The sequence below is a fragment of the Thalassolituus sp. UBA2590 genome, from assembly GCF_002339775.1.
GTDB lineage: Bacteria > Pseudomonadota > Gammaproteobacteria > Pseudomonadales > Oceanobacteraceae > Thalassolituus.
The window spans coordinates 18,036-41,074 of record NZ_DDKU01000047.1 but is presented as its reverse complement, the minus strand read 5'-3'; the positions used below and the strand labels follow the sequence as shown (position 1 = coordinate 41,074).

The 23,039-nt window shown below is 52.0% G+C and carries 22 protein-coding genes; 6 read left to right on the top strand and 16 right to left on the bottom strand.

All coding sequences use genetic code 11. The annotated features are described in order from the left end of the window. On the bottom strand, positions 1–1,059 hold a 1,059-nt coding region (gene cysS / locus B2067_RS04220; RefSeq protein ID WP_301387568.1), incomplete at its 3' end, for a cysteine--tRNA ligase. A gap of 157 nt (positions 1,060–1,216) precedes the next feature. Next, positions 1,217–2,887, bottom strand: coding sequence for a glutamine--tRNA ligase/YqeY domain fusion protein (locus B2067_RS04215; protein WP_301387567.1), 1,671 nt, complete (start codon positions 2,885–2,887; stop codon positions 1,217–1,219). Between the two features lie 122 nt (positions 2,888–3,009). On the opposite strand from B2067_RS04215, the gene B2067_RS04210 reads away from it, so the two are divergent. From B2067_RS04210 to B2067_RS04200, 3 genes are read left to right on the top strand one after another with little or no spacing between them, the layout of a single operon-like run. Then, complete coding sequence (locus B2067_RS04210; protein WP_068443159.1) at positions 3,010–3,507, top strand: peptidylprolyl isomerase; 498 nt, start codon at positions 3,010–3,012, stop codon at positions 3,505–3,507. 10 nt (positions 3,508–3,517) lie between these two features. Next, positions 3,518–4,243 carry a UDP-2,3-diacylglucosamine diphosphatase gene (locus tag B2067_RS04205; protein ID WP_301387566.1) on the top strand — a complete coding sequence of 242 codons (726 nt, stop codon included), beginning with the start codon at positions 3,518–3,520 and terminating at the stop codon, positions 4,241–4,243. Positions 4,244–4,254: 11 nt separating this feature from the next. After that, entirely contained in the window at positions 4,255–5,130 is an 876-nt protein-coding gene (locus B2067_RS04200; RefSeq protein ID WP_301387565.1) for a DMT family transporter, read from the top strand. A gap of 118 nt (positions 5,131–5,248) precedes the next feature. Here B2067_RS04200 and murB read toward each other — a convergent pair whose 3' ends face one another. From murB to B2067_RS04160, 8 genes are read right to left on the bottom strand one after another with little or no spacing between them, the layout of a single operon-like run. Further along, a complete protein-coding gene (gene murB / locus B2067_RS04195) occupies positions 5,249–6,274 on the bottom strand; it encodes a UDP-N-acetylmuramate dehydrogenase (RefSeq protein ID WP_301387564.1) in 1,026 nt (341 codons plus the stop codon). After that, positions 6,274–6,759: a low molecular weight protein-tyrosine-phosphatase gene (locus B2067_RS04190; RefSeq protein ID WP_068434726.1), complete on the bottom strand. Its 486-nt coding sequence runs from the start codon at positions 6,757–6,759 to the stop codon at positions 6,274–6,276. The genes murB and B2067_RS04190 overlap by 1 nt, the downstream gene beginning before the upstream one ends. Further along, positions 6,756–6,965, bottom strand: coding sequence for a Trm112 family protein (locus B2067_RS04185; protein WP_068434729.1), 210 nt, complete (start codon positions 6,963–6,965; stop codon positions 6,756–6,758). Before B2067_RS04185 ends, B2067_RS04190 begins: the two co-directional genes overlap by 4 nt. Continuing rightward, the gene (gene lpxK, locus B2067_RS04180) at positions 6,958–7,917 is read right to left on the bottom strand and encodes a tetraacyldisaccharide 4'-kinase (RefSeq protein ID WP_301387563.1); all 960 of its coding nucleotides are present in this window, start codon (positions 7,915–7,917) and stop codon (positions 6,958–6,960) included. Before lpxK ends, B2067_RS04185 begins: the two co-directional genes overlap by 8 nt. A 2-nt stretch (positions 7,918–7,919) precedes the next feature. Further along, a complete protein-coding gene (msbA, locus tag B2067_RS04175) occupies positions 7,920–9,665 on the bottom strand; it encodes a lipid A export permease/ATP-binding protein MsbA (RefSeq protein WP_301387562.1) in 1,746 nt (581 codons plus the stop codon). A gap of 4 nt (positions 9,666–9,669) precedes the next feature. Continuing rightward, positions 9,670–10,092, bottom strand: coding sequence for an ExbD/TolR family protein (locus tag B2067_RS04170; protein ID WP_076517940.1), 423 nt, complete (start codon positions 10,090–10,092; stop codon positions 9,670–9,672). Then, positions 10,089–10,724 (bottom strand): MotA/TolQ/ExbB proton channel family protein, encoded by a 636-nt coding sequence (locus B2067_RS04165; protein ID WP_068444293.1) that lies wholly within the window; start codon positions 10,722–10,724, stop codon positions 10,089–10,091. Before B2067_RS04165 ends, B2067_RS04170 begins: the two co-directional genes overlap by 4 nt. 33 nt (positions 10,725–10,757) lie before the next feature. After that, the gene (locus B2067_RS04160; protein ID WP_301387561.1) at positions 10,758–13,106 is read right to left on the bottom strand and encodes a DNA internalization-related competence protein ComEC/Rec2; all 2,349 of its coding nucleotides are present in this window, start codon (positions 13,104–13,106) and stop codon (positions 10,758–10,760) included. A 57-nt stretch (positions 13,107–13,163) separates the two neighbouring features. On the opposite strand from B2067_RS04160, the gene B2067_RS04155 reads away from it, so the two are divergent. Further along, positions 13,164–13,700, top strand: coding sequence for a DUF2062 domain-containing protein (locus B2067_RS04155; RefSeq protein ID WP_068444287.1), 537 nt, complete (start codon positions 13,164–13,166; stop codon positions 13,698–13,700). On the opposite strand, the gene B2067_RS04150 is transcribed toward B2067_RS04155, so the two are convergent. Next, entirely contained in the window at positions 13,688–14,368 is a 681-nt protein-coding gene (locus B2067_RS04150; RefSeq protein ID WP_301387560.1) for an ABC transporter ATP-binding protein, read from the bottom strand. The two genes, B2067_RS04155 and B2067_RS04150, sit on opposite strands and share 13 nt — an antisense overlap. After that, positions 14,361–15,602 carry a lipoprotein-releasing ABC transporter permease subunit gene (locus tag B2067_RS04145; protein ID WP_068444281.1) on the bottom strand — a complete coding sequence of 414 codons (1,242 nt, stop codon included), beginning with the start codon at positions 15,600–15,602 and terminating at the stop codon, positions 14,361–14,363. Before B2067_RS04145 ends, B2067_RS04150 begins: the two co-directional genes overlap by 8 nt. Positions 15,603–15,801: 199 nt before the next feature. Between B2067_RS04145 and B2067_RS04140 the strand changes: the two genes are divergently transcribed. Together B2067_RS04140 and B2067_RS04135 are read left to right on the top strand one after the other, a co-directional pair. After that, entirely contained in the window at positions 15,802–16,431 is a 630-nt protein-coding gene (locus tag B2067_RS04140; RefSeq protein ID WP_297532524.1) for a hypothetical protein, read from the top strand. A gap of 190 nt (positions 16,432–16,621) precedes the next feature. After that, positions 16,622–17,893, top strand: a complete 1,272-nt coding sequence (locus B2067_RS04135) for an alpha/beta fold hydrolase (RefSeq protein WP_301387559.1) — start codon at positions 16,622–16,624, stop codon at positions 17,891–17,893. Positions 17,894–17,985: 92 nt separating this feature from the next. Here B2067_RS04135 and dinG read toward each other — a convergent pair whose 3' ends face one another. The 4 genes from dinG to B2067_RS04115 all read right to left on the bottom strand — a co-directional run. Next, positions 17,986–20,076 carry an ATP-dependent DNA helicase DinG gene (gene dinG / locus B2067_RS04130; protein ID WP_301387558.1) on the bottom strand — a complete coding sequence of 697 codons (2,091 nt, stop codon included), beginning with the start codon at positions 20,074–20,076 and terminating at the stop codon, positions 17,986–17,988. Beyond that, the gene (locus B2067_RS04125; protein WP_068444275.1) at positions 20,076–20,738 is read right to left on the bottom strand and encodes a general secretion pathway protein GspB; all 663 of its coding nucleotides are present in this window, start codon (positions 20,736–20,738) and stop codon (positions 20,076–20,078) included. Before B2067_RS04125 ends, dinG begins: the two co-directional genes overlap by 1 nt. 1 nt (position 20,739) lies before the next feature. Then, positions 20,740–22,200: an ExeA family protein gene (locus tag B2067_RS04120; RefSeq protein ID WP_301387556.1), complete on the bottom strand. Its 1,461-nt coding sequence runs from the start codon at positions 22,198–22,200 to the stop codon at positions 20,740–20,742. A gap of 116 nt (positions 22,201–22,316) precedes the next feature. Continuing rightward, the coding region (locus tag B2067_RS04115) for a hypothetical protein (RefSeq protein WP_301387555.1) at positions 22,317–23,039 on the bottom strand (723 nt) is incomplete at its 5' end.

The window sequence follows — 23,039 nt, the reverse complement described above, 5'->3', positions numbered from 1 at the left end:
AGTATTGAAGTCGTCATCCATCGCTGCGTGGAAACGAGCGCTGTAGTCGTTATCAATATCGCTGACAGAACCCACTTCAACACTCAGCAGTGCATTGTAGAAACGTTCGAGTTTGGTCTGCGCTTCTTTCAGGCTATCTTCTGAGTAGTTAATTGGGCTGCGGTACTGGCTCGACAGCAGCAGGAAGCGAACAACTTCGGCCGGGTATTTGTCGAGGATTTCACGAATGGTGAAGAAGTTGCCCAGTGATTTAGACATCTTCTCGCCGTCGACGCGCACTGCCCCTGCGTGCATCCAGGTGTTAACGTATTTCTTGCCGGTTGCCGCTTCTGACTGAGCGATTTCATTCTCGTGGTGCGGGAATTTAAGATCCGGGCCACCGCCGTGGATGTCGAAGGTGTCGCCTAAGCAGCAGGTCGACATCGCAGAACATTCGATGTGCCAGCCCGGGCGACCAATACCCCACGGGGAATCCCAGTGTGGCTCTTCTGGCTTAGCCGACTTCCAGAGTACGAAGTCGAGCGGGTCTTCTTTAACGTCGCCCACTTCTACACGGGCGCCGGCTTCAAGCTCATCAAGAACCTTACCCGACAGCTTGCCGTAACCTTCAAACTTACGAACACGGTAATACACGTCACCATTATCAGCAGCGTAGGCAAAACCCTTTTCGATCAGAGTTTCAACCAGCTTAATGATGTCACCGATGTGTGCGGTGGCTTTTGGCTCTGCGTCTGGCTTTTCGATACCGAGCAACTCTGAGTCTTTGTGCATTTCTGCGATAAAGCGCTCAGTCAGTGCGTCAAAGGCTTCGCCATTTTCGTTAGCACGCTGAATGATTTTGTCGTCGATGTCGGTGATGTTACGGATGTAATTCACATCGAAACCGCGATGGCGCAGATAACGCGCAATAACATCAAACGCGACCATGACACGGGCATGCCCCAGATGACAGAAATCGTAGACCGTCATGCCACACACGTACATGCCGACCTTACCGGGTACGAGGGGTTTGAATTCTTCTTTCTGTCGGGTCAGGGTGTTAAAAATCTTCAGTGTCATGTTTTTTCCGATAGCTAAATTTGAGGCTTTAGTTGCCGGTTAATTTTGGGCGTTTACGACGCCGAAAATACAAGGCGAAGGGCGCATCAAAAAACGGAGTTTACTAGAGTAAATGAGTATTTTTGAGGCGCACTTCAACGCTGTAGTTTCAAGGCAGTTAGCCCAAAAGGGCTTTGTCTTCACGCAAGCCAATAGTCAAATTAAAGATTGGACGATCTGCCGTATGATCAAAACGATCAGCAACGTAGTAGCCTTCTCGCTCAAACTGGAAGTTTGCCTCAGCATCCACTTCGGCCAGTGCCGGTTCGATCAGTGCGGTAACTACACTCAATGAATCTTTATTCACGTGATCCATAAAGTCGCCCTCGCCTTTGTCTGGCGTCGCGCTGGTGAAGAGTCGCTCATACAGACGCAGTTCGGCTTCTTTGTGATCGGTGGCCGACACCCAATGAACAACACCCTTCGGATTTACGCCGTCTTCCGGGTTTTCGCCAAGGGTATTTTCAATAAGCTTCGCCTTCACGAGCGTGACATTGCCTTCGGCGTCTTTCTCGTAATCGGTTGCTTCTATTACATAAGAGAAACGCAGACGGATGCGTTTGCCCGGACAGAACTTCTTCTTGAACTTTTTGCTGTACTCTTCTTTGAAGTCGTCCTGATCAATAAAGATTTCACGCGTAAATGGCATCTCACGCTCGCCCAGATCCAGCTCTGGGTGGAATGGCGCTTTGAGCATTTCTTTGTGATCTTCAGGCAGATTTTCAATCACCACTTTCAATGGTTTGAGTACGGCCATGGCGCGAGGTGCATTCTGGTTCAGGTCGCTACGCAACGCGTGCTCCAGCATGGCTACATCTACCATGCCATCACTGCGGGTTACGCCAATCATGTCGCAGAAGGTACGAATTGAGTTTGGGGTAAAACCACGACGGCGCATACCGGAAATAGTCGGCATACGCGGGTCATCCCAGCCAGCGACCACGCCTTCATCAACCAGGAACTTGAGCTTACGTTTAGACGTTACTGTGTAGTCGAGGTTCAGGCGGCCAAACTCGTACTGCTTTGGCTGCGCAGGTACCGGCAGGTTTTCGATGAACCACTCGTACAATGGGCGGTGATCTTCGAATTCCAGCGTGCACACAGAGTGAGTGATGCCCTCAATCGCATCCGACTGCCCATGAGTAAAGTCATAGGTCGGATAGATGCACCACGTATCACCAGTCTGGTGATGGGTGATCTTACGAATGCGGTAGATGATCGGGTCGCGCATATTCATGTTCGGCGACGCCATGTCGATCTTAGCGCGCAGAACTTTCGCACCCGTATCGAACTCACCCCCTTTCATACGAGCAAACAGGTCGAGATTCTCTTCGACAGTACGTTCGCGATATGGGCTGTTCTTACCCGGCTCGGTCAGGGTGCCGCGATATTCGCGCGCCTCTTCGGCGTTCAGGTCACAGACATAGGCTTTGTCGGCCTTGATCAGTTCAACCGCCCAGTCGTGCAGCTGATCAAAGTAATCAGACGCGTAGTGAATGTCGCCCTTCCACTGATAGCCCAGCCAGGTGATGTCGTCTTTGATCGCATCAATGAATTCCTGGCTTTCTTTCTCTGGGTTGGTGTCATCGAAACGCAGGTTACATGCGCCATCAAACTGTTCGGCAACACCGAAGTTAAGACAGATGGATTTCGCATGGCCGACATGGAGGTAACCATTTGGCTCTGGCGGGAATCGGGTCTGTACCGATTGTACGCGCCCGGCATCAAGGTCTTCCTGAATGATTTTGGCGATGAAATTATTACTGGTGTTCGATGTCGTATCAGTCATATTGGTCCGTATCTGTACAGAAACGATAGCCGCCCCATGTCGGGCCGTGGAAAAAGGCGGTATTATACGCGCCGAAAGCCCGTAAGGGATACCCGAACACACTATTTGAGCTGAGAGAAATCATGATCCTGCTGAAAACCAACTTTGGTGACATCAAAGTCGAACTGAACCACGAAAAAGCTCCTAAAACTGCCGCGAACTTCGAGCAGTACGTTAAAGATGGCTTCTACGACGGCGTTATCTTCCACCGCGTCATCGACGGTTTCATGATTCAGGGCGGCGGCATGGAGCCTGGCATGAAAGAGAAGGCGACTCGCGAGCCTATCGAAAACGAAGCTGACAACGGCCTCAAGAACGAAGTTGGCACCCTGGCGATGGCCCGCACCATGGACCCACACTCTGCCAGCGCGCAGTTCTTTATCAACGTTGCTGATAACGCCTTCCTTAACCACACCAGCAAAGACATGCAGGGTTGGGGCTACGCAGTATTCGGCAAAGTAACTGAAGGCATGGATGTGGTTAACCGCATCAAAGGCGTGCGTACCACGATGGCTATGGGCCACCAGGACGTACCTGCGGAAGACGTAATCATCGAGAAAGCTGAAGTCATCGCTGACTGATCCGGTTTCTATGACGCATTACTTTATTTCTGACCTGCACCTGCAGGGCAACCGACCAGCCATGTCCGAAGGCTTCTTCGGACTGCTGGACCGGCTCAAAGACGCAGAGACACTGTATATTCTCGGCGACTTCTTCGAAGTCTGGATCGGTGACGATTACACCGACGCTCTGGTTGAACGCATTCAAACCTCACTGAAAGCTCTCGCGGATCAAGGCGTAAAGATTTTCTTTATGCACGGTAATCGCGACTTTCTGATGGGCGATGTATTCGCCAATGCCTGCGGCGCGGAGATGCTCGCTGAAGGTACGGTTATTACCGTTGGCGATCAGCAAGCGCTGCTGATGCACGGTGATAGCTTGTGTACCCGTGACGTTGCTTACATGAACATGCGACAGCTGTTCCGCAACCCTGAGTGGCAGGCCGATCTGTTGAGCAAGTCGATCGAAGAACGACTGGCCATTGGTCAACAGGTCAGGTCAGAAAGCAAAGCTGGCCAGCAGATGAAAGCGGACGACATTATGGACGTCACCCCCGAAGAGGTCGACAAGGTGATGGATGATGCGAAAGTAAACCTGCTGATCCACGGTCACACTCACCGCCCCGCAACTCATGACTGGGAATGTAACGGCCAGAAGCGTCAGCGCATCGTACTCGGTGACTGGGGCGACGATCACGGCTGGCTTGTCCGCTGGGATGAGGGTTCAAGCCCTGTCTTAGAAAAGTTCGGGTTTTAACCCGGACTTTTATGAGTTCGCCTCCTCACTGGCTTCGCACACTAGGGCTCACCGCCTTTGCAATGCTTGCCTTTGCCGGTAATTCTGTCCTCTGTCGACTGGCACTCAAAGACGAGACTATCGACCCGGCCGGATACACCCTGGTGCGGCTTATTGCTGGCGCCGTTTTCCTTGCCCTGCTCTCGTTAATCCTGTTGAAGCCCAGTCGACCGAACCAGATTCTGAATTACGGCAACTGGCCCGCCGCAACGGCTCTGTTTATTTACGCAGCGACCCTGTCATTCGGTTACATCAGCATTGATACCGGCGCAGGTGCACTTATTCTGTTTGGTTTTGTGCAGCTTTCCATGATTCTGATTGGCGTTTTTCGTGGGCATCGACTTGCGCTCACAGAATGGGCCGGCACTCTTCTGGCCTTTGGCGGCTTAAGTTATATGCTGCTGCCGGGATCAGAAGCACCTGAGCTTGCCGGCTTCGTTCTTATGGCCATATCGGGGGCTGCCTGGGGCGTGTATACCCTGATCGGGCGAGGCTCTGCGACGCCTCTGGCCGACACCAGTGGAAACTTTTTACGATCGTGCATACCTGCGCTGATTCTACTTTTTTACTCTTTCGGCGACGTTTACCTAACGGAAAGAGGCCTGCTGCTCGCCATCGCATCAGGCGCACTTGCATCGGGTGCAGGCTATGCAGTGTGGTATGCCGTCATCAGCCACCTTCGGGTATCTCAAGCGGCGGTCGTCCAGCTCTCAGTGCCAGTCATTGCCGCCGTTGGTGGATTGCTATTCGCGGCAGAGCCCATCACCAGTCGATTCGTCATTGCCTCTCTGCTGGTGCTCGGCGGTATTGCCATCGTCACATTTACCAAGAAGCCTGCCCGCCAATAAACTGAGTTTGAATGCCCCGTTTCCAGTAACCAGAGGCTTTGATGTAGTTCCTTGACTAGTGCAGATCGTCCGCGATGTGGGCCGCACCTTGATATTCTGAATAAACTGAGCCGAAACCTCAGTCAGTAAAGAGTTGCGGCTCAGGTTCGAGGTGGACACCAAAGCGTGATTCGACTTCTGTCTGCACCAGGCTTTGCAAGCGGGCGACATCCTGTAGCTCAGCCTCCCCCGGAGCGGTCAGCACGAGCGCTTGTTTTTCATACATGGCAACGGGCCCGTACGCTTTGCCTTTAAAGCCACACTGCTCAATTAACCAGCCTGCCGCCAACTTAGCACTCTGGGGAGAACTATGAACCGGATAAACAGGCAGTGTTGGGTGCAGGTTTTTGAGGTCTTCGGCGGTCTCAGTACTGACAATCGGGTTTTTAAAAAAGGAGCCAGCATTAGGAATCAGTCTAGGATCTGGCAGTTTTGCCGACCGGACGCCGACCACAAAATCGATCAAATCCCGAGCAGACAAGGCATTTGGTTCAAGTGAATTAAGCGGCGCATATTCAAGATTGGGCGCAAAGAACTTATTCAATCGGAACCTGACACTACAAATAACAAAATTATTTTTCAGGCGATGTTTAAAAACAGAATCCCGATAGGAAAAATCGCAATCTGCTTTTTCAATTGTCAGCATGCGCTGTTCTGCAATACTGAACCCAGTCACAGAGACAAGAAGGTCTGACACCTCAACACCATAAGCACCGATGTTCTGCACGGGCGAGGCGCCGACCGAACCTGGAATCAGTGCAAGATTCTCAAGACCATGGCCATACTGAATGCTTTCAACCACCCAGTCGTGCCAGCACTTCCCGGCCGCCACATCTATAACGACTGAGTTTTCATCTTCAGAAACGACCGATACCGTTTCATCTTTTGACTGAATAACGAGCCCCGGAACAAACTCAGGCATAAGGACATTGCTTCCCCCGCCGAGGACGCGGATCGCAAGGCTTTTCTGCTCTGCCCAGTGAACAAGCTCCGCAAGTTCATCACTTGAGGTAAATGTTGCGAAGTACTCCGCACACGAAGCCAGCCTGAGCGTATTTTTATCGTGGAGTGAATAGTGTTCAGAAATGACCGGCATCTGAGACATCAGGCATCCATCTTCTGCCGGATGTCGGCCAACAAGCCGTCACAGGCGTCTTCAACCAGATCAAGAACATGACGAAATCCTGCCTCACCACCGTAATAGGGATCAGGCACTTCATGTTCGTCAAAGCTGCGTCCAAATGCACGCAGAAACAGTTTGGGCTCAGTGCCCTGACTTCCATTACTGGCATAGAGTGCTTTCAGATCGTCGAGGTTTGATCGATCCATTGCCAGAACATAATCGAAAGTTTCAAAATCTTCTGCAGAAACCTGGCGTGCACGCTGGTCTGAAATATCAACGCCCCGCGCGAGTGCCGCCTGCTGAGAGCGCGGGTCTGGCGTTTTACCGATATGCCACCCTGCTGTTCCCGCAGAGTCGACAAAGACCTGATCATTCAGACCCTCACTCTCCAGCAGCCCCAGCATGACGCCGTGCGCCGTTGGAGAGCGACAGATATTGCCGAGGCAAACAAACAGTACCCGGATCATTCGGCTGGTTTCACCGCTTTGGCTTTCTCTAGCTTTTCTTCTTCGCTCATCTTACGAGCTTCGCCTTCCAGCATGACCGGCACGCCATCCTGAATCGGATACGCTAAACCATCGAACGTACACAGAAGCTCCTGAGCTTCACGGTCGTACTTCAATTTGCCTTTACACTCAGGGCATACCAGCATGCTCAGTAATTTTTTATCCATGACGGATTGCTCCCAATCTTTTCAATAACTGCGAAATGTTTTCTTCGGCGGCTTCCGACGGTACGGCGCTCACCCGAAGAAATCCAGAATTTGGTAGTTCAAAGTGACGACATTTTACCCAGTCTTTCTCTGTCATGACGACGGGTAAATCATCATTAAATACGAGGTCGTCTTTTACAAACGCGTGATGATCTGAAAATGCATGCTCTACAACATCAGCGCCCAACTGCCGGAGCGTGGTAAAAAAGCGTGCTGGATTTCCGATGCCAGCAACAGCGTGAACACGCCTGCCCTTCAGGCTCTCAGGCGATAGCTCAACCGAATCGACGAAATAGCCTGTCGGCTGCACCGTGAAATCAACGCCATTTACCAGGTGCAGATCACACGTATCGATACGGGATATGGGCTCACGCAGAGGCCCAACCGGCAACTGCCAGCCATTACCAAATCCGCGCGTCGCATCACTGACAACAATTTCGGCGTCTCTGGCCATCGCATAATGCTGCAGGCCATCGTCTGACAGAATCAGATCTACTTTATCTTTTAACGCCTTTACCGCACGGGCTCGCTGAGGGTCAACAACCACCGGGAGCCCCAGCCCTGCGAGCAAAGCAGGCTCATCACCCGACTGCGCAACCGGTGTATCTGTATCAACCACCAGAGGGTATTGCTCTGCGCGACCACCGTACCCTCGAGACACGACACCGACACGAATCCCCTGCTTTGCGGCGAGCCCGGCGAGCAAGGTGATCAACGGCGTTTTTCCGGTTCCGCCGATGGCAATATTGCCAACAACGAGTACCGGCGTGTCTGCCGGACTGGCAGGGAAAATCTGATATTTAACACGCCGAAGCGCACTTACCAGAACAAACAGACACCAGAGCGGCAGCAACCAAAGATTTCCCAGCGCACGGCCGTACCAGTTTTTCTCTATACGGGCCGCCAACCCCACGATCACTCTTCCTCTGCAAATTGCAGCTGATGAAGCTGAGCGTATGCGCCCTGCTGATTAAGAAGTTCCTGATGCGGGCCAGATTCAACAACCTGTCCATCATCAATCACAACGATCGTGTCGACGTTTTCAATGGTGCTCAGACGATGAGCGATAACCAATGTGGTACGGCCCTTCATGACTTCTTCCATCGCCGCCTGGATGTGTCGCTCAGACTCTGTATCCAGGGCCGAGGTGGCTTCATCCAGAATAAGAATTGGGGCATTTTTAAGAATGGCCCGTGCAATCGCCAGACGCTGACGCTGACCGCCCGAAAGCATGACGCCATTTTCGCCCACCTGAGTGTCATACCCTTCAGGGAGTTTCTCAATAAATTCGTGCGCATGTGCGGCTTTCGCTGCTTCAATAACGGCTTCGTCGCTTGCATCGGCAAGACTGCCGTAAGCAATATTTTCGCGAATGCTGCAATTAAACAGGGTCACACTCTGTGACACGATCGCGATCTGTTCTCTCAATGAGTTAAGCGTCAGCTCATTGATTGGGTGGCCATCAATGCTGATGCTGCCCGACGTTAATTCGTAAAAGCGCGGTAGCAGATTGACCAGGGTCGTTTTACCGCTGCCAGAGCGACCGACAAACGCGACCGAAGTACCGGCTTTGATATTCAGGTTGATGCCTTTGATAGCATCCGTCTCTGCTTGAGCATAACGGAAACGAGCCTCTTTAAACTCGACCGCGCCCGTGCTTTTTCCTAATTCTTTTGTGCCGGTATCCTTCTCAGTTTCAGTATCCAGCACACTAAATACAGACTCAGCAGCGGTAACGCCTTTCTGAATAACCGAGTTGACGTCAGTGAGCGCACGAAGAGGTTTGGCGATCAGAGACGCAGCAGTAATAAACTGGAGAAATTCACCTGCGTCCATGGTGCCACTGGCCACACGCTGAAACATCAGATAAATCATCACCCCCAGGCCGGTAGCAATAACCTGCTGAGACAAAGGGACGTTGATCGCATTCGTTAACGCGAATTTCATCACCTGCTTGCGGTTTTCATTGCTTGCTTTCAGAAACCGCTGTTCCTCAACCGAGGTGGCATTATAGGTACGAACCTCACGGTAACCGCTGATCGATTCGTTGGTAACCTGAGTTACCTGGCCCATGGATTTCTGGATGCGACGACTGTAACGGCGGAAAAATTTACTTGCTAAAGAAACGAGACCACCAATCACTGGAATAACGACAAGAAAGATCGCCGTCAGAGTGTAGTCCAGCCAGATCAGATACCCCATCAGAAGAGTCACGGTAAGACCTTCCTGAACCACCGTCGTCAACGCTTTGGTGCTGGCGCCGTTGACCTGCTCAACATCAAAAATAACCCGTGATATTACGCGCCCACTGGATTCATTATCATAATATTGGCTGGGCAGACGCAGCATACGATTGAACAGCTGGGTACGCAGTGCATGCACAATTTCACGCCCAACCAAGGCCGTAAAATACTTACCAAGAAAGGTACCGATACCACGAAAGAGGTAAACAGCAAAGAGCGCAGATACCAGAAGGAAAATATTCTCCTGCGTTGGCTCATTCAGGGTTTCTTCAACAACACCCATTAAATGAGCAAGCGCCGGAGCAGAAGCCGCAAACATCGCAAAACCGATGATACTCAGCAAAAAGTACCATTTCTGCGGCCCCAGGTAGGTCAGCAGGCGCTTATAAATAGCGCCTGCAGTTGCTTCAGTAGCCATAGTTTCAGTCACCACCGGCAGATTTGCGTGTCGTAATGCTGAGGTTGATCAACCCCAACTGACCTGCCGCATCCATGGCGCGCACAACAGATTCATGGGACGTTCTGGCATCCGCTGAAATAACCACGGGAGCGATTTCACGTCCGTCTAAGATTTTTTCAATGGCACGCTTAAGAGTTTCTACCTTGGTATTCACCAGAGGTTGGCCATCAATACTGTACTCTCCGCTCTCTGAAATCAGGATCTCAATCGCTTTCGGCGGTTGGCCTGTCTCTTCCGAGCTGGACTCCGGCAAGCTGATGCTGAGATGATTTTCTTTCGTGAATGTCGTCGACACCATAAAGAAAATCAGCAACAGGAATACGATATCAATCAGAGGCGTCAGATTAACTGTTACCTCTTCTTTCGACTGACGACGAAAATTCACCCAGCGTTCTCCGGAGCGTCTGCTACTTCACGCTCACCGTGAAGTACATCAACGAGTTTCAGCGCTTCCTGCTCCATGTAAACGACAATTTCGTCGACACGGCGTTGCAGTATGCGATGACAAATAAGCGCCGGAATCGCAACAACCAGACCTGCTGCCGTGGTGATCAGAGCTTCCGAAATACCACCTGCCAGCAAATTAGCCTGACCAGTACCCTGAGCCATAATTTCAGCAAAGACCTTAATCATACCGATCACTGTACCGAGCAGGCCCATCAGCGGTGCGACGGCTGCGACAGTACCAAGAGCATTAAGATAGCGCTCCATTTCATGGATCTCGTGCGAAGCCACCTCTTCAATGCTCTCTTTCATGATCTGGCGACCATGTCGGGAGTTGATCAAACCGGCTGCTAAGACGTTACCTAACGGACTGGAATCTTTCAGAGACCGGATTTTCGCCGAGTCTAACTGTTTATTTTTCATCCAACCCCAAACCTGCGACAGCAGATTAGGCGGCGCAATTTTACCCGGACGTAGCGTCCAGAAACGTTCTACGGTAATCGCGAGTGCCAATACAGAGGCGATGATAATTGGCACCATCATCCAACCACCACTCTGGATGATCTCAAGCATGTCCAGCGTCTCCTGCCAGTTTTTGTTTGCGCGCTACTCTAGCACATGGCCGTGAAGTGAAAAATCCCTTTCCGCGTCTGGCGGCGCGTGCCATCGCGGCATCCACTGGGCGCGCATGAGTTTTATCTGTCCTTCTGGTGTTATTTCGATCAACCCAGACGTTGCGGTATTCACGTAAGGCAGCCCTTCCGAGGCTATTCGACCCGTCACATCAGGATGAGGATGGTTGAAGCGATTGCGATAACCTGCACTAAAAACAACCACCTGAGGCTCAACGGCTTTCAGCCACATCGAGCTGGTGCTGCTGTTACTTCCGTGATGACCCGCGATCAGGATATCGGACTTAAGCCGCTCAGCGTCGTCCGCAATTAAAGCCCGCTCAACCTTCGAGTCAGCATCGCCAGGGATCAGGATGCGATACCCTGACCAGTGCAAACGGACCACGCAGCTCTGGTTATTATCGCCATCCCTCACGCGCTCAGGAACCGGAACAAACTCGATGCGCATTTTTGCGTCAAGGGCGACTTGTGCTTCGTTATTCATTGAGCTCAACGCATGGCAGTTGATCTGATGCTTTAAACCATGAAGCTGCTGCCCGACATAGAATCGCCCAACTGAAACAGCTTCCAGAATATCCCGAGTGCCCCCGGAGTGGTCATTATCCGAGTGAGAAACAATAAGAACGTCCAGATGATCGATTCCTTTCTGACGCATCAAAGGAAGAACAGCGGCGCTCGCTACCGAAAAGGAATCAGAATACGCAGGGCCTGTATCGATCAGTACCGACGTTACACCATCGCTGGCGAGTATCGCCTGCCCCTGCCCGCTATCTACAACCCATACGCCAGAAGCCTGAGAACCGATGCCACCGGGGGTAAAGAACATCAGTCCGTATATTGCAGATACACAGGCAGGAAGCGCCCACGATCGACCCGCCCAGATCCACGCTAAGACAGCGACTGCAAGTACCCCCAATGTTGAATTGCCATGCAAGTTCACTGACGGCAATTCAGGCAGACCATCGAGCAAGCCCCAGAAGAAGCTAACAGAAAAAGACAGAGCCGGATCAGCCCATGAACTCAATTGCGAGGCACTCAATAGTGATAGCGGGAGGATTATCAAAGTCACCAGCGGTATAGCGAAAAAGTTCGCAATCAGGTGGCCCAGCGTCACCTCCTGACCGAAATAGAGCATAACCGGCAACATAGCGAACAGAATCAGAAGCTGAGGAGTTAGCAGTGCAGAAACACGCGTCGAACGTCGCCCTTCAAAGAAGAACACCAACGCTGCAACCGCACAAAATGAATACCAGAATCCCGCCTGGGTCCAGCTGAGGGGGTTAATGATCATGATAACCAGCGCCGCCATAAGCAACAAAGACGCGCGTCGTACTCGCATTGGTAGCTTCCAGATGGCCAGGGCAACGGCAAACATAAACCACGCTCTGATTAAGGAAATCCCCGAGCCCGCCAGCAGCACGTACGCGGCTGTCACCACAAGTGCGCAGGCGACAGGCAAAGCACGAAGCCCTACAACCGATCGATTCACCGGGAGTAGTTCAAAGAGTAGTGCCAACAACCGAGCGACTAAGGCCCCAAGAACCAACGCCATCACTCCGATCATGCTGACGTGCAGACCACTGACGACCAGCAGATGCAGCGTGCCGCTGTCCCTCACCCTCCGCCATTGTTCAGCTGAAAAAGCAGCCTTATCTCCGAACACCAACCCCTTAACCCAGGCAGATGATTCCGGCGTCAAGCCAGCCAACGCAACCTGCTTTATCTTATCCGCCAGACCAGAGCCGAGCAGGACGCCGGGCGCTACACTCTCTACCTGCTCGCCGCGAGTCAGGTAGCCAGTCGCATCGATCTTCTGGAACATCATACTGGCGACATAGTCGTAGCTGAGACCATTGGCATAGCTGCGTGGCGGCTTAAGTCGGGCGGTGCCCTTCAGGCAGGCTCCTGTCATCAGCCAATCCGGCGCATCAAACCAACTTACCCGCACAGAACGGAGGCCATGTATTGAGAGCGAATTGGCGTGTAGTTCGAGAAGAAACCTGGCCCGGGATCTTGAAGTTGAGAGGTTCTGTCGATCAACCTCGCCGACAATGCAGCCTGTGACAGAAACATCCTGACTGTATAAAACATCAGGCAAGCGGTGCCCAAGCTGAGCATCGGTAAATCCACTCCCCCATAGCAGTGACAAAGCGAGAGCGCCGGACGTAAGAATAACTTTCAGGCCAGAATTGCGAGCCCTGACAATGACAACCATTGCCACAGAGCAACTCACAATGGCAGCAGATATCAAGGCTGCCGATGACATTGGTATGAGTGTCCCTGCAAGCAAAGCCGCAAGGCATCCCAGAAGGGTCAGATTCATTGCCACTCCATGGCGTAATGTGCATAATTCAGCCGCGATCAATGAACGGCGACCAGCATGCCCAAAAAGCTTTTAAAACGATTTTTCCCGTCGCCGGAACAGGTCCAGCGAAAACGCTCCCTGCGTTTCCTGTCACCACTTTTCAGCAAGCCCAACCTCTGGCACGTTAACCGCCGAGCGGTGGCCCGCGCTTTCCTGATCGGTGTATTTACTGCGTTTCTACCACTGCCCTTTCAGATGGGGATCGCGGCATTTCTCGCTTTCTACATCAATGCGAATGTGCCGATCTCTATCGGCCTTGTCTGGATCAGCAATCCAGTCACTATTCCACCGATCTTTTACGCAACTTACTTGCTTGGCGCTCAGATTCTGAACGCAGACCCGCTGGACTTTAACATCGAATTATCAATCGACTGGGTTCTGAATAATCTGGCCGATTTCTGGGCGCCGCTCTTTGTCGGCTCACTGGTCGCAGGCATTTTTCTGAGCGTTATCGCCTACTTTGCGATCCATCTGGTATGGAGACGCCATGTCAGCAAGGCATGGGAAAAACGCAAGCGCCTGCGGCAGCAAAGAGCGCTTCAGTCAGACTGAAGGCGCCCTTCTATCAGGTGGTACACCCGATTCATTCTGCGAGCCAGAGCCTGATCATGCGTCACCGTGATAAACGCGGTTTCGGCATCCGTCCGTAGCTCTGCCATCAATTGCTCAACCTCTGACGCCGTTCCCTGATCCAGGTTTCCTGTTGGCTCGTCCATCAGGACGAGTTTCGGACGCGTCACGAGTGCCCGGGCAATGGCTGTGCGTTGTCGTTCACCACCAGATAGTTCTGAAGGTTTGTGAACAACACGACTTCCAAGGCGCAGTCTCTCAAGGCTCTCCGTTGCCCTGCGCTTCGCTTCAGAGCGCGATACACCACCAAGCAGTAGTGGCATCATCACATTCTCGAGCGCTGAAAACTCAGGCAACAGATGATGAAACTGATATACAAAACCTACATCCTGATTACGCAGTGTCGTCTTTTCCTGTTCGGTGAGCTGACTTAATTTACGCCCGCAGATCTGAACGTCCCCCGCATCCATATCATCCAGACCACCGAGAACGTTCAGAAGAGACGTCTTACCTGAGCCCGACGCCCCCACGATAGCAACAGAATCTCCGGCATCCACCGTCAGATCGACACCCTCCCAGACCGTGACCGCCTGAGGGCCACTGGTGTAGGTCTTTTTCAGGCCTTCAGCGACAAGGATTGGATTACTCATAACGCAGGGCCTCCGCAGGCTGGACGCGCGACGCCCGGTAAGATGGGTACAAGGTAGCGAGGAAGCTGATGGTCAGCGATGCAGACACAACGATCAGAACATCAGACAGCTTCAGCTGACTCGGCAAGTACGAAATAAAGTAAACATCCGCATTTAGAATCTGGAACTGAAACAGCCTTTCAAGTGCCGCAATCAGATCTGAGATGGTCAATGCACCAATAATCCCGAGCGTTGTGCCAAGAAGAACCCCGACCACGCCAATAGACAGGCCCTGCACCATAAAAATACCCATTATGGTACGAGGGGTGGCGCCCATTGTGCGCAGGATCGCGATGTCCGCCTGTTTGTCGGTGACCACCATGATCAGTGTGGAGATAATATTGAAGGCTGCTACCGCAACAATCATCAGCAATAGCAATCCGATCATGGTCTTCTCCATACGAATCGCCTGGAAGAGATTGCCGTGTGTACGGGTCCAGTCGGTACCACTGTAGCGGCCATCCAGCTGCCCGACGATTTCCCAGATGCCAGCAGGTGCATCAAACAGATCATCAAAGCGTATACGCAGAGACTGAACCTCTGCGTCAATACGACCCAGTTTGCGGGCATCATCAATATTGATAACAGCAAGGTTCGAGTCCAGTTCAGCTCCGACTGAAAATATCCCTGTGACAGTGACGCGCTTAATACGCGGGAGAACACCTGCAGGGGACAACGTCGCCTCGGGCAACATCATGGTGATTTTATCGCCCATGCCTACTTTCAGGTGCCTCGCGAGAAGCTCACCGATCACTACGCCGAACTCACCCGGCTGCAGCGACTCAAGCTCACCTTCTGTCATATGCTGAGGAAGGATAGATACACGCTCTTCGACGCCGGGCTCAATACCGGTGATCATTACCCCCTGCACCCGACCGCCATAACCAAGCATCCCCTGGAGCCGGGTTAGAGGTGCTGCCGCGGCAACGCCCGGCAGGCCCTCAACACGCGTTGCCAGAACTTCCCAGTCCTCAATGCCTCCATATTTATAGAGCACTGCATGAGGCACCATACCGAGGATGCGTTCCCTCAACTCACGGTCGAAGCCATTCATCACGGAGAGAACGAGGATCAGAACCGCCACACCGAGCGTCATGCCGATCATCGATGACATTGATATAAAAGAAATAAAGTGATTTCTGCGTTTCGCGGCCAGATAACGCAGGCCAATCCAGAGGGGGATATTGGCTCTCATAGGGACTACAACCAGTGATAATAAAGCGTGCGCGCAAGTGTGCCCTAAGTTGTACCCGTGTTCCAGCTTACAGAGAGCTTACCGTTCAGATTCAATTGTTAACTGAAAGGCCTGAAATGCGGCACTGCTGACGCTAATGTACGCTTGTAACTCTGCGGCATTCCTCTAGGATTAGTAAAACATCAATGGGAGTCTCATCATGAAAGATATCAATAACTTCTCAGTCCTCGCCGGCGCCGTGCTGAGCCTCTCTATCGCTGCATCTCCTCTCACATTCGCCGAAATCACCGAAATTCCGGCTGAAGAGATGACCGAGTCCTACATCCGCGATACCACCGTGATTGTGCGCAAGAAGGCGCCTACTCAACAGAATGAGCGTCGCAGCATTATTCGTGTATCGCCACTTGAAGACGACTTTTCTGAGGGCGAATCCACGTCGCAGTCCACGATTGATATGCGTGAGCAGTATGAGGCGATACCTTATGACATGACGGCTCAGTCAGAATATGAGTTCGCGCGTATTTCTCAGACGATTCCTGATACGCCTATTTATGATCACGACAAGTTCGTTAATGAGACGAGACTTCGCGATGCACTGGGGCTCGACGAAGGCACTCCGATCGATTACGAAAACCTGAGTCTTTCAAACGCGGTGTACCCAGACGGTGCAGTCCCACCATCCGAGCTTGCTATCAACCCGTATTCATTCGAAATCGTTATTCCGAACGCCGGGAACCTGGCGCCAGAATCGCACTCTACTCCTAACGGAGATTTTGATATTGACGTGACGCCTGACGAGATCCGGTTTCAATTTAATTCGCCACGTTAAGAAATGTGACGAGAGCAACAATTTTTTTTTCACCGACCCACTCGACTCGCGTTACATTTTTTAAAATAACCATATAAATCAATAAGTTATAAAGACTTCAATGTAACGTAAAGAAAACATACAAGTGTGGCATTCTGTCTATAAGTGCGATAGAGTGACCACACTACAAGAATAAAGAGTCGACACCATCATGCAGTTTGCCAACTACTCCCCAGCAGCGTTAAAGCAAGCACCAAACATCCAGATGATTGGTGACTATAAGGTTGAGTTTGTTGCCTACGAAAGTGAGGGCAACATGGATAAGGCGCCAGTCATGTTTCTTGGTGGTGCTTTCCAGAGCTTTTCTTCGTTCCGTAACGAAGTTGAGCAAATGCTTGAGCACTGCCCTGTTATCCTTGCAGACTTCCCTTCTCAGGGTGGCAACGACCAGCTTGCGCCTGAACTCGATATGGAAGACTTCGCAGACCTGATCGCGGGTTTCCTGACCTCACAAGGCGTAAGTAAGGTTCAGCTGATGGGTGTGAGCTATGGCTCTGCAATGGCGACTCTTTTCGCATCTGCTTACCCACAGATGATCGACCGCCTTCTTATTTCCGGTATCACCTGCTTCCGTCGCGAAAGTCTGATCACATTGCTTGAAGATTCTCTCAAGCTACTCGATAACGGCGACATGGATGCATTCGCAACCACAGCCGTCTGTAATCTGATCAATCACAACCGCATGGAAGACACTCAGATCGGCGCAACCTATCGTCGTCTTCTGTTCCGTCAGATTGCTCGCCTGAATGATAATGAGCGTCAGCGTTACGCTCAGAACACACGCCGACTGCTGCGTTTCCAGGGCTTTAAGTCGTTCCCGACCTGCGAAACTCTGATTGCGACTGGCGAGTTCGATAATTTCACTCTGCCGCAGGAAAACGCTGCGGTAGCACGTCAGTGCGTTAACGGTAAGTTTGCTGTTATCCGTAACGCTGATCACCTGGCACAGTTCGAACAGAAATCCGCATCAATGGAAGTCGTATGTCGCTTCATGAGCGGCCAGTCACTCGAAGGTATCCAGGGCGTCGACCTGTATGACCCACAAGCGTACGACTTCGCCAACCAGCGCCTGCAAGCTCGCCTGCGCCCAATGGAGCAGCCGTATAGTCTTCACGACAAGGCCACTGGCAAAGAACACACGGTGCGCATTACCAACATTAACTTCAGCGGTTGCGAGATCGAGCAGATTAATGTGGATATGACGCTGAACGAGTCGTCTGATCAGCTGTGGCTGGAGATTCCGGAAACGGGCCACACCTATCATGTTCGCGTTCTGGGTAAAGACAAAAAATCATTGCGTTGCCTGCTGATGCAGCGCGAAATGAAAGGTGCAGAAGCCCTTTTGAACTATCTCCAGGACCACCTGCTTATGGTCCGTGAAGATCAACCAACAGTTGAGGAAGTAGCAGGCCAGCTGGCCTGAGACTGAGTGCACGGCAGGACTGCCAGATACACAGCCCGCTTCGGCGGGTTTTTTATTGCCTGAAATCCGAACTGCAGTAAATGAAGCGCGAGTCACACACGCCGGAACGGAGGCAGAGAATCAAGCAATAACTGCCCGTATCGGGAAGACACCAATCTCTTATCGAGAATACTGACTTTGCCGTGATCGGATTCCTTGCGGATCAGTCGCCCGCACGCCTGAATAAGTCGTATAGACGCCGCTGGTAGCGTTAACTCCATAAAAGGATTGCGCCCCCGGCTCTCCATCCACTCCGATATGGCAGACTGGATAGGATCATCTGGCACCGCAAATGGAATCTTAACGATCACAACATGAGTTACGTACTCACCGGGTAAGTCGATCCCCTCGGCAAAGGATGCCAGCCCGAAGATCACATTTCCTTTCCCGTCATCAATGCGTTCCTTGTGACGACGTACGATTTCACTTTTGGGCAGGTAACCCTGACACAGGAGGTGTTCGTACCAGTCGCGAATAAAATAGTCTCTCGTCGCTTCTAGCTGTGCACGCGAACTAAAGAGTACAAGAGTGGCCTCATCTGGGTTCACGGCCTCTTTCAACCAATTCTGAACGTCACTTTCAAACGCTTCGCTCTTTGGGTCTGAAGCCAGCTGGACAACTTCGAGCTGGCCGAGTTCTGGATAATTAAACGGACTCGCGACCCGCTCGTAGACCGCCCAATCTGGCAGGCCGGCTTCCCATTTCAGCGAGCTGAAACTGTTCAACGCGGTGAGCGTTGCAGAGGTGACAACGGCACCGTAACAGCGGTTCCATAGATTCCTGCGCAACTGCGCTGCCACTGAAATTGGCGACGCCGACAGAGAAATATCCCAATCATCACCGTACGGACGCTTACTAAGCCACCGGGCCACAGGCAATTCGCCTTCTGCCTCTTCCGCTGCTATCCATGACAAAGCCTCTGACAGCTCTTCAGCCCGCGCCAACATAATTCCAACGGGTGCCTGCCAGGCCTCAGCGACCTCTCGCTGAAAATCTCCAGTTTCATTCGGATCGAGAGACTTCTGCAGCATATCCGACATTTTATCGAGGCAATGGACAACAGGCTGCAGGGGGGCCTTCATTGTCTGTAGAAGCTCGCGGAGCGATTCGGGTAACACACCAAATTCAAAACGCTGACGATCTCTGTCCTGCATCAGGTCCATCACGAGTGGCCAGACAAGGCTCGCGCTCTGGGACAACGCCTGAAGATTCGCCGGCATCTCTTGCAGTGAATGCATTAACCCTACAGGCATTCCGGCATCAGCAATAAATTGTTCGATGACTTTTTCCAGCTGTTTTAGCCATTGGCGTGTTGAGCGCACGCCAAATTCCAGCCGGAAGTGGTTCAGTGCTTTATCGGCGAGGTGATGCCCTTCATCAAACACATAAATGGTTTTTTCAGGCGCCGACAAAATAGCACCACCACCAAGCGAAAGATCCGCAAGCACCAGGTCGTGGTTAGCGACGATGACATCTGCGTCTTCCATGGCGCTCCGCGCTTTGTAAAAAGCGCAGTTCTGAAAATGGGGGCAACGACGGTTCGAGCATTCCCGGTGAGTCGCCGTCAGGTGGGACCATTGTTTATGCTCAATTTCATCATCCCAGCGATCCCGATCTCCATCCCAATCACCGCTGCCGTATTTCATCAACATCTTTTCGTAGAGCTCGCGGTCCTGCTCTTCAGGCGTCTGCTCAAACAGGTCTACCGTAGACAGAATGCCGGAAAGTTGCTGCAAGGCTTTATCCAGCTTCGCCAGACACAAATATCGACCACGCCCTTTGGCTAGCGCGAAATTAAACGGTAGAGAGAGGTGTTTTTTCAGCGCTGGCAAATCCTTATCAAGGATCTGCTCCTGCAAAGCTACCGTAGCCGTCGAGACCAGTAACTTACGTTCTCGCTCAATGGCCACTGGTAATGAAGCAATCAGGTAAGCCAGAGTCTTACCAGTACCTGTGCCTGCCTCTACGACCGCAATGCCAGCATCGTTGTCGCGTTCGTCCTTTTCGCCTTCACGAATAGAACCCAGCGCTTTCGCAATTTCTGCGATCATTACGCGCTGACCATAGCGTGGACGTAATTCCAGTGCCTTGATCGCTTCGCGGTACAGCGACTGAATGCGCTCTTTAGTTTCTTTTTGCAGCATCAGCGAATAGCCTTCCATCCACGCGTACGACCAATCACCACAGGCCACCCGGAAACGTCGAGCAGAATGCCGTCGCGCGTAATCTCCTGCAGAACTACACCGTCCACCAATTGCTCACCTTCTCGCCAGAGACGGTCGTTCATGGTCACTGTTCGCTTAGCTGGCACGGAACTGAACGTATGCCCCGTAATATTCAGATCCGGAATTCGCTCCAATGCTTCGAACGGTGCTCGCGCTTCTTTAAGAGGCGCTTTTGGCTCAACGTCGCTTTGTTCCGCCTCAATATCCTCAATTGCACTTTCTGCTACCACGATTTGAGTTGCAGAAAGCTCTGCCGTCGTCATAACCGCTGCAGGTTCTGAGTCCGTTTCAGAAAGCGAAGTCTCTTCGGCAGCCGATGGTGTAGCGCCCTGCTTGTCAGCGGGCGAAAAATAAAAGGCTGTAGCGATAGCACCTAAGATAAGCACAACGGCCAGAGCGGCAGAAATTCCCATGCGAGCAGAAGTATTACTGTCCGTATTACGTTGCTGCTCGTGCTCTGAAGCCACTTTTCCAGTCTCAGCAGATTCTGAGATCAGGCCCTTTTTAGGCGGCATTTGGGCCGGGTTGCGCTCATCCCGCTCTTGTTCGGATTTTTTCAATGCATCGAGGATGTATGACATGCTACTGCCTCGCCTGCAGGTACATCAGGGTTTTTGGCCCAATAATACGGTCAGCTTTTAAACCTTCAGCGATCTGAAATTCAGCGACCGCACGCTCCAGCAAAGGATCATAAAACTCTGGATTAACCTCGACCTGCACACCACCTGGCCCAATGCTGGTCCATTCCTGATCCCAGCCTGCACCCAGACGCGACCGCACCCAACGAATGACCGATGCGGTTTCTCCCGGTTTAACAGCGCTGGTGTAGTCAGCAGGCGCCTGCCATAAAATCACAGCCTCACCAGCATACCCACGCTCGTATTCTTCAAGGTCATACCATTCTGCTTCTGCACCCCCGCTCCCCACTCTGACGACTGCGATCTGATTCAGCTCTCGCAGTTCAGAGATATCCCAATCAACCAAAATACATCGCCAACCTGAAGAGTCGCAATTCGCGGCGCCCTCAGTACGGGAGGCCTCAAGTACGGCATACGGATCACTGCGGTCTAATGAGACCGTCTTAAGTGCAGGAATATTCTGGTACGCAATCACACCCGCAAAGACAAACACAGCAGCCGCGCAGAAAGCGAGTGCACTTTTTAATATGTATTTGCCTGAGGTCTCTGCAATGCCAGCCGCCCCTTTTCCTACATGAACTGGAGGAACTGCATCATAATCTGCCCCAAGCACTTCAATAATCGCCTGACTTGCGATATCCGAACTGACCAGGTGACTGCCCGTGGCATAAGCACCCAATAGCGCTCTATCGCAAATGCTGTTAATCAGCCGTGGAGTTCCCTCACTGGCCCGCCAGATAGTCTCGATCGCGGCAGGATCAAATAACATCTGATTCCCGCCAGCGCAGACCAGGCGGTGCTCAACATACTCGGAAGTTTCGGTGAGACTCAGCAAATCCAGGTGGTAACGGGCAGTAATACGCTGATTCAGCTGGCGCAAATCGTTACGCTTAAGCAAATCGCGAAGCTCTGGTTGCCCTACCAGAACGAGGGTTAGTAGCTTTTCCCGGTCTGTTTCCAGATTGGTCAACAGGCGAACCTGTTCCAGTAGCGCGACTGGCATGGACTGGGCTTCATCAATCACGCAAATAACACGCTGATGTTTCCCGTAGAACCTCACCAGTGCTTCGTTGATGGATGCGTAGACTTCCTTGAGCGATGCGCTTCTTTCATAGGCGATGCCAAGGTCATCACAGATGCTTTGCATTAACTCTATAGGCGAGAGCTGCGGATTAAATATATATGCAACATGATCACCTTCTGGGATAGACGCCATAAGCGCCCGGCACAGTGTCGTTTTACCCGTACCCACTTCGCCAGTAAGGCAGATAAGCCCGCCCTGATCCGTCAGGGCATAGCTCAGGTGTGCCAACGCTTCCTGATGCCCAGGTGACGGGTACAGAAAATCCGGATCCGGAGAGATGGTAAATGGCAGTTTGTCTAAGCCAAAGTACTCAAGGTACATGCTGCATCCTGTCTGATTGATGCCGGCATGATACCGGAATTGCACGTCTGACGCAGTGGTGACTTAGCCTGAAATCACGGGGGATCTCTCACCAGCGACAGATCAACGAAGACCAGTCACCACCGATATTGATACGACAACCCAATACGGGCATCGCGGACTTGTTTTATATTGAGATCATCTACGATGTAGCTGGCAGAGAGCCCCTGCCAGTAGAAAGCAGCACCGAGCTGGCGCTTCGACGTTCCAACAACACCCACTTTGCCGCTACCGAATGGGTAACGTTTCTCGATGGACAGATTCCGGTATACGTCATGCCAGTAATACTGAACGTATACATCCAGCGGCTTATAAACCGTATTCGCAACAACTGTCGACTTAATTGATGTTTCCAGCGTCTTCGGATTGTCATCGCCACTGGCAGCACCGCCACTCGAACAGACGGGATTAGTAACCTCACCGACTTCTGCGCATATTGAGCGATGTCCGGAGTTGCCCATATCGAGAAGATTCCAGAGATCTTTCACTTGCAAAGCAAGTTCCAGTTCATCCGTGGGAGCCCAGGTCCCGGAAAGAGACGCACTGTAACCAAACCACTCCTGCGATGCAGTTCCTTGCGGGTCTTCATAGTCAGGAAGCGTATCGAAAGAAGGAAAGCGATACTCGTCAAAATAGTACGACAGGCTTGCCGAGAAATTAGAGCCCTCGTCAGCAAAGCTTCTCCCAACAAACGAACCAAACTGATAATGAATCAGCTTGTACACCATAAATGCCGGAGAGACGGACCAGTTTTCTCCTTCAAACTGATACGAGCCACCAACTCCGCGAGCCTGGAATAC

Excerpts from the sequence above, each read along its gene's own strand:
- B2067_RS04215 (WP_301387567.1), bottom strand. The coding sequence starts at position 2,887 with ATGACTGATACGACATCGAACACCAGTAATAATTTCATCGCCAAAATC.
- B2067_RS04210 (WP_068443159.1), top strand. The coding sequence starts at position 3,010 with ATGATCCTGCTGAAAACCAACTTTGGTGACATCAAAGTCGAACTGAAC.
- B2067_RS04205 (WP_301387566.1), top strand. The coding sequence starts at position 3,518 with ATGACGCATTACTTTATTTCTGACCTGCACCTGCAGGGCAACCGACCA.
- B2067_RS04200 (WP_301387565.1), top strand. The coding sequence starts at position 4,255 with ATGAGTTCGCCTCCTCACTGGCTTCGCACACTAGGGCTCACCGCCTTT.
- murB (WP_301387564.1), bottom strand. The coding sequence starts at position 6,274 with ATGTCTCAGATGCCGGTCATTTCTGAACACTATTCACTCCACGATAAA.
- B2067_RS04190 (WP_068434726.1), bottom strand. The coding sequence starts at position 6,759 with ATGATCCGGGTACTGTTTGTTTGCCTCGGCAATATCTGTCGCTCTCCA.
- B2067_RS04185 (WP_068434729.1), bottom strand. The coding sequence starts at position 6,965 with ATGGATAAAAAATTACTGAGCATGCTGGTATGCCCTGAGTGTAAAGGC.
- msbA (WP_301387562.1), bottom strand. The coding sequence starts at position 9,665 with ATGGCTACTGAAGCAACTGCAGGCGCTATTTATAAGCGCCTGCTGACC.
- B2067_RS04165 (WP_068444293.1), bottom strand. The coding sequence starts at position 10,724 with ATGCTTGAGATCATCCAGAGTGGTGGTTGGATGATGGTGCCAATTATC.
- B2067_RS04160 (WP_301387561.1), bottom strand. The coding sequence starts at position 13,106 with ATGAATCTGACCCTTCTGGGATGCCTTGCGGCTTTGCTTGCAGGGACA.
- B2067_RS04155 (WP_068444287.1), top strand. The coding sequence starts at position 13,164 with ATGCCCAAAAAGCTTTTAAAACGATTTTTCCCGTCGCCGGAACAGGTC.
- B2067_RS04150 (WP_301387560.1), bottom strand. The coding sequence starts at position 14,368 with ATGAGTAATCCAATCCTTGTCGCTGAAGGCCTGAAAAAGACCTACACC.
- B2067_RS04145 (WP_068444281.1), bottom strand. The coding sequence starts at position 15,602 with ATGAGAGCCAATATCCCCCTCTGGATTGGCCTGCGTTATCTGGCCGCG.
- B2067_RS04140 (WP_297532524.1), top strand. The coding sequence starts at position 15,802 with ATGAAAGATATCAATAACTTCTCAGTCCTCGCCGGCGCCGTGCTGAGC.
- B2067_RS04135 (WP_301387559.1), top strand. The coding sequence starts at position 16,622 with ATGCAGTTTGCCAACTACTCCCCAGCAGCGTTAAAGCAAGCACCAAAC.
- dinG (WP_301387558.1), bottom strand. The coding sequence starts at position 20,076 with ATGCTGCAAAAAGAAACTAAAGAGCGCATTCAGTCGCTGTACCGCGAA.
- B2067_RS04125 (WP_068444275.1), bottom strand. The coding sequence starts at position 20,738 with ATGTCATACATCCTCGATGCATTGAAAAAATCCGAACAAGAGCGGGAT.
- B2067_RS04120 (WP_301387556.1), bottom strand. The coding sequence starts at position 22,200 with ATGTACCTTGAGTACTTTGGCTTAGACAAACTGCCATTTACCATCTCT.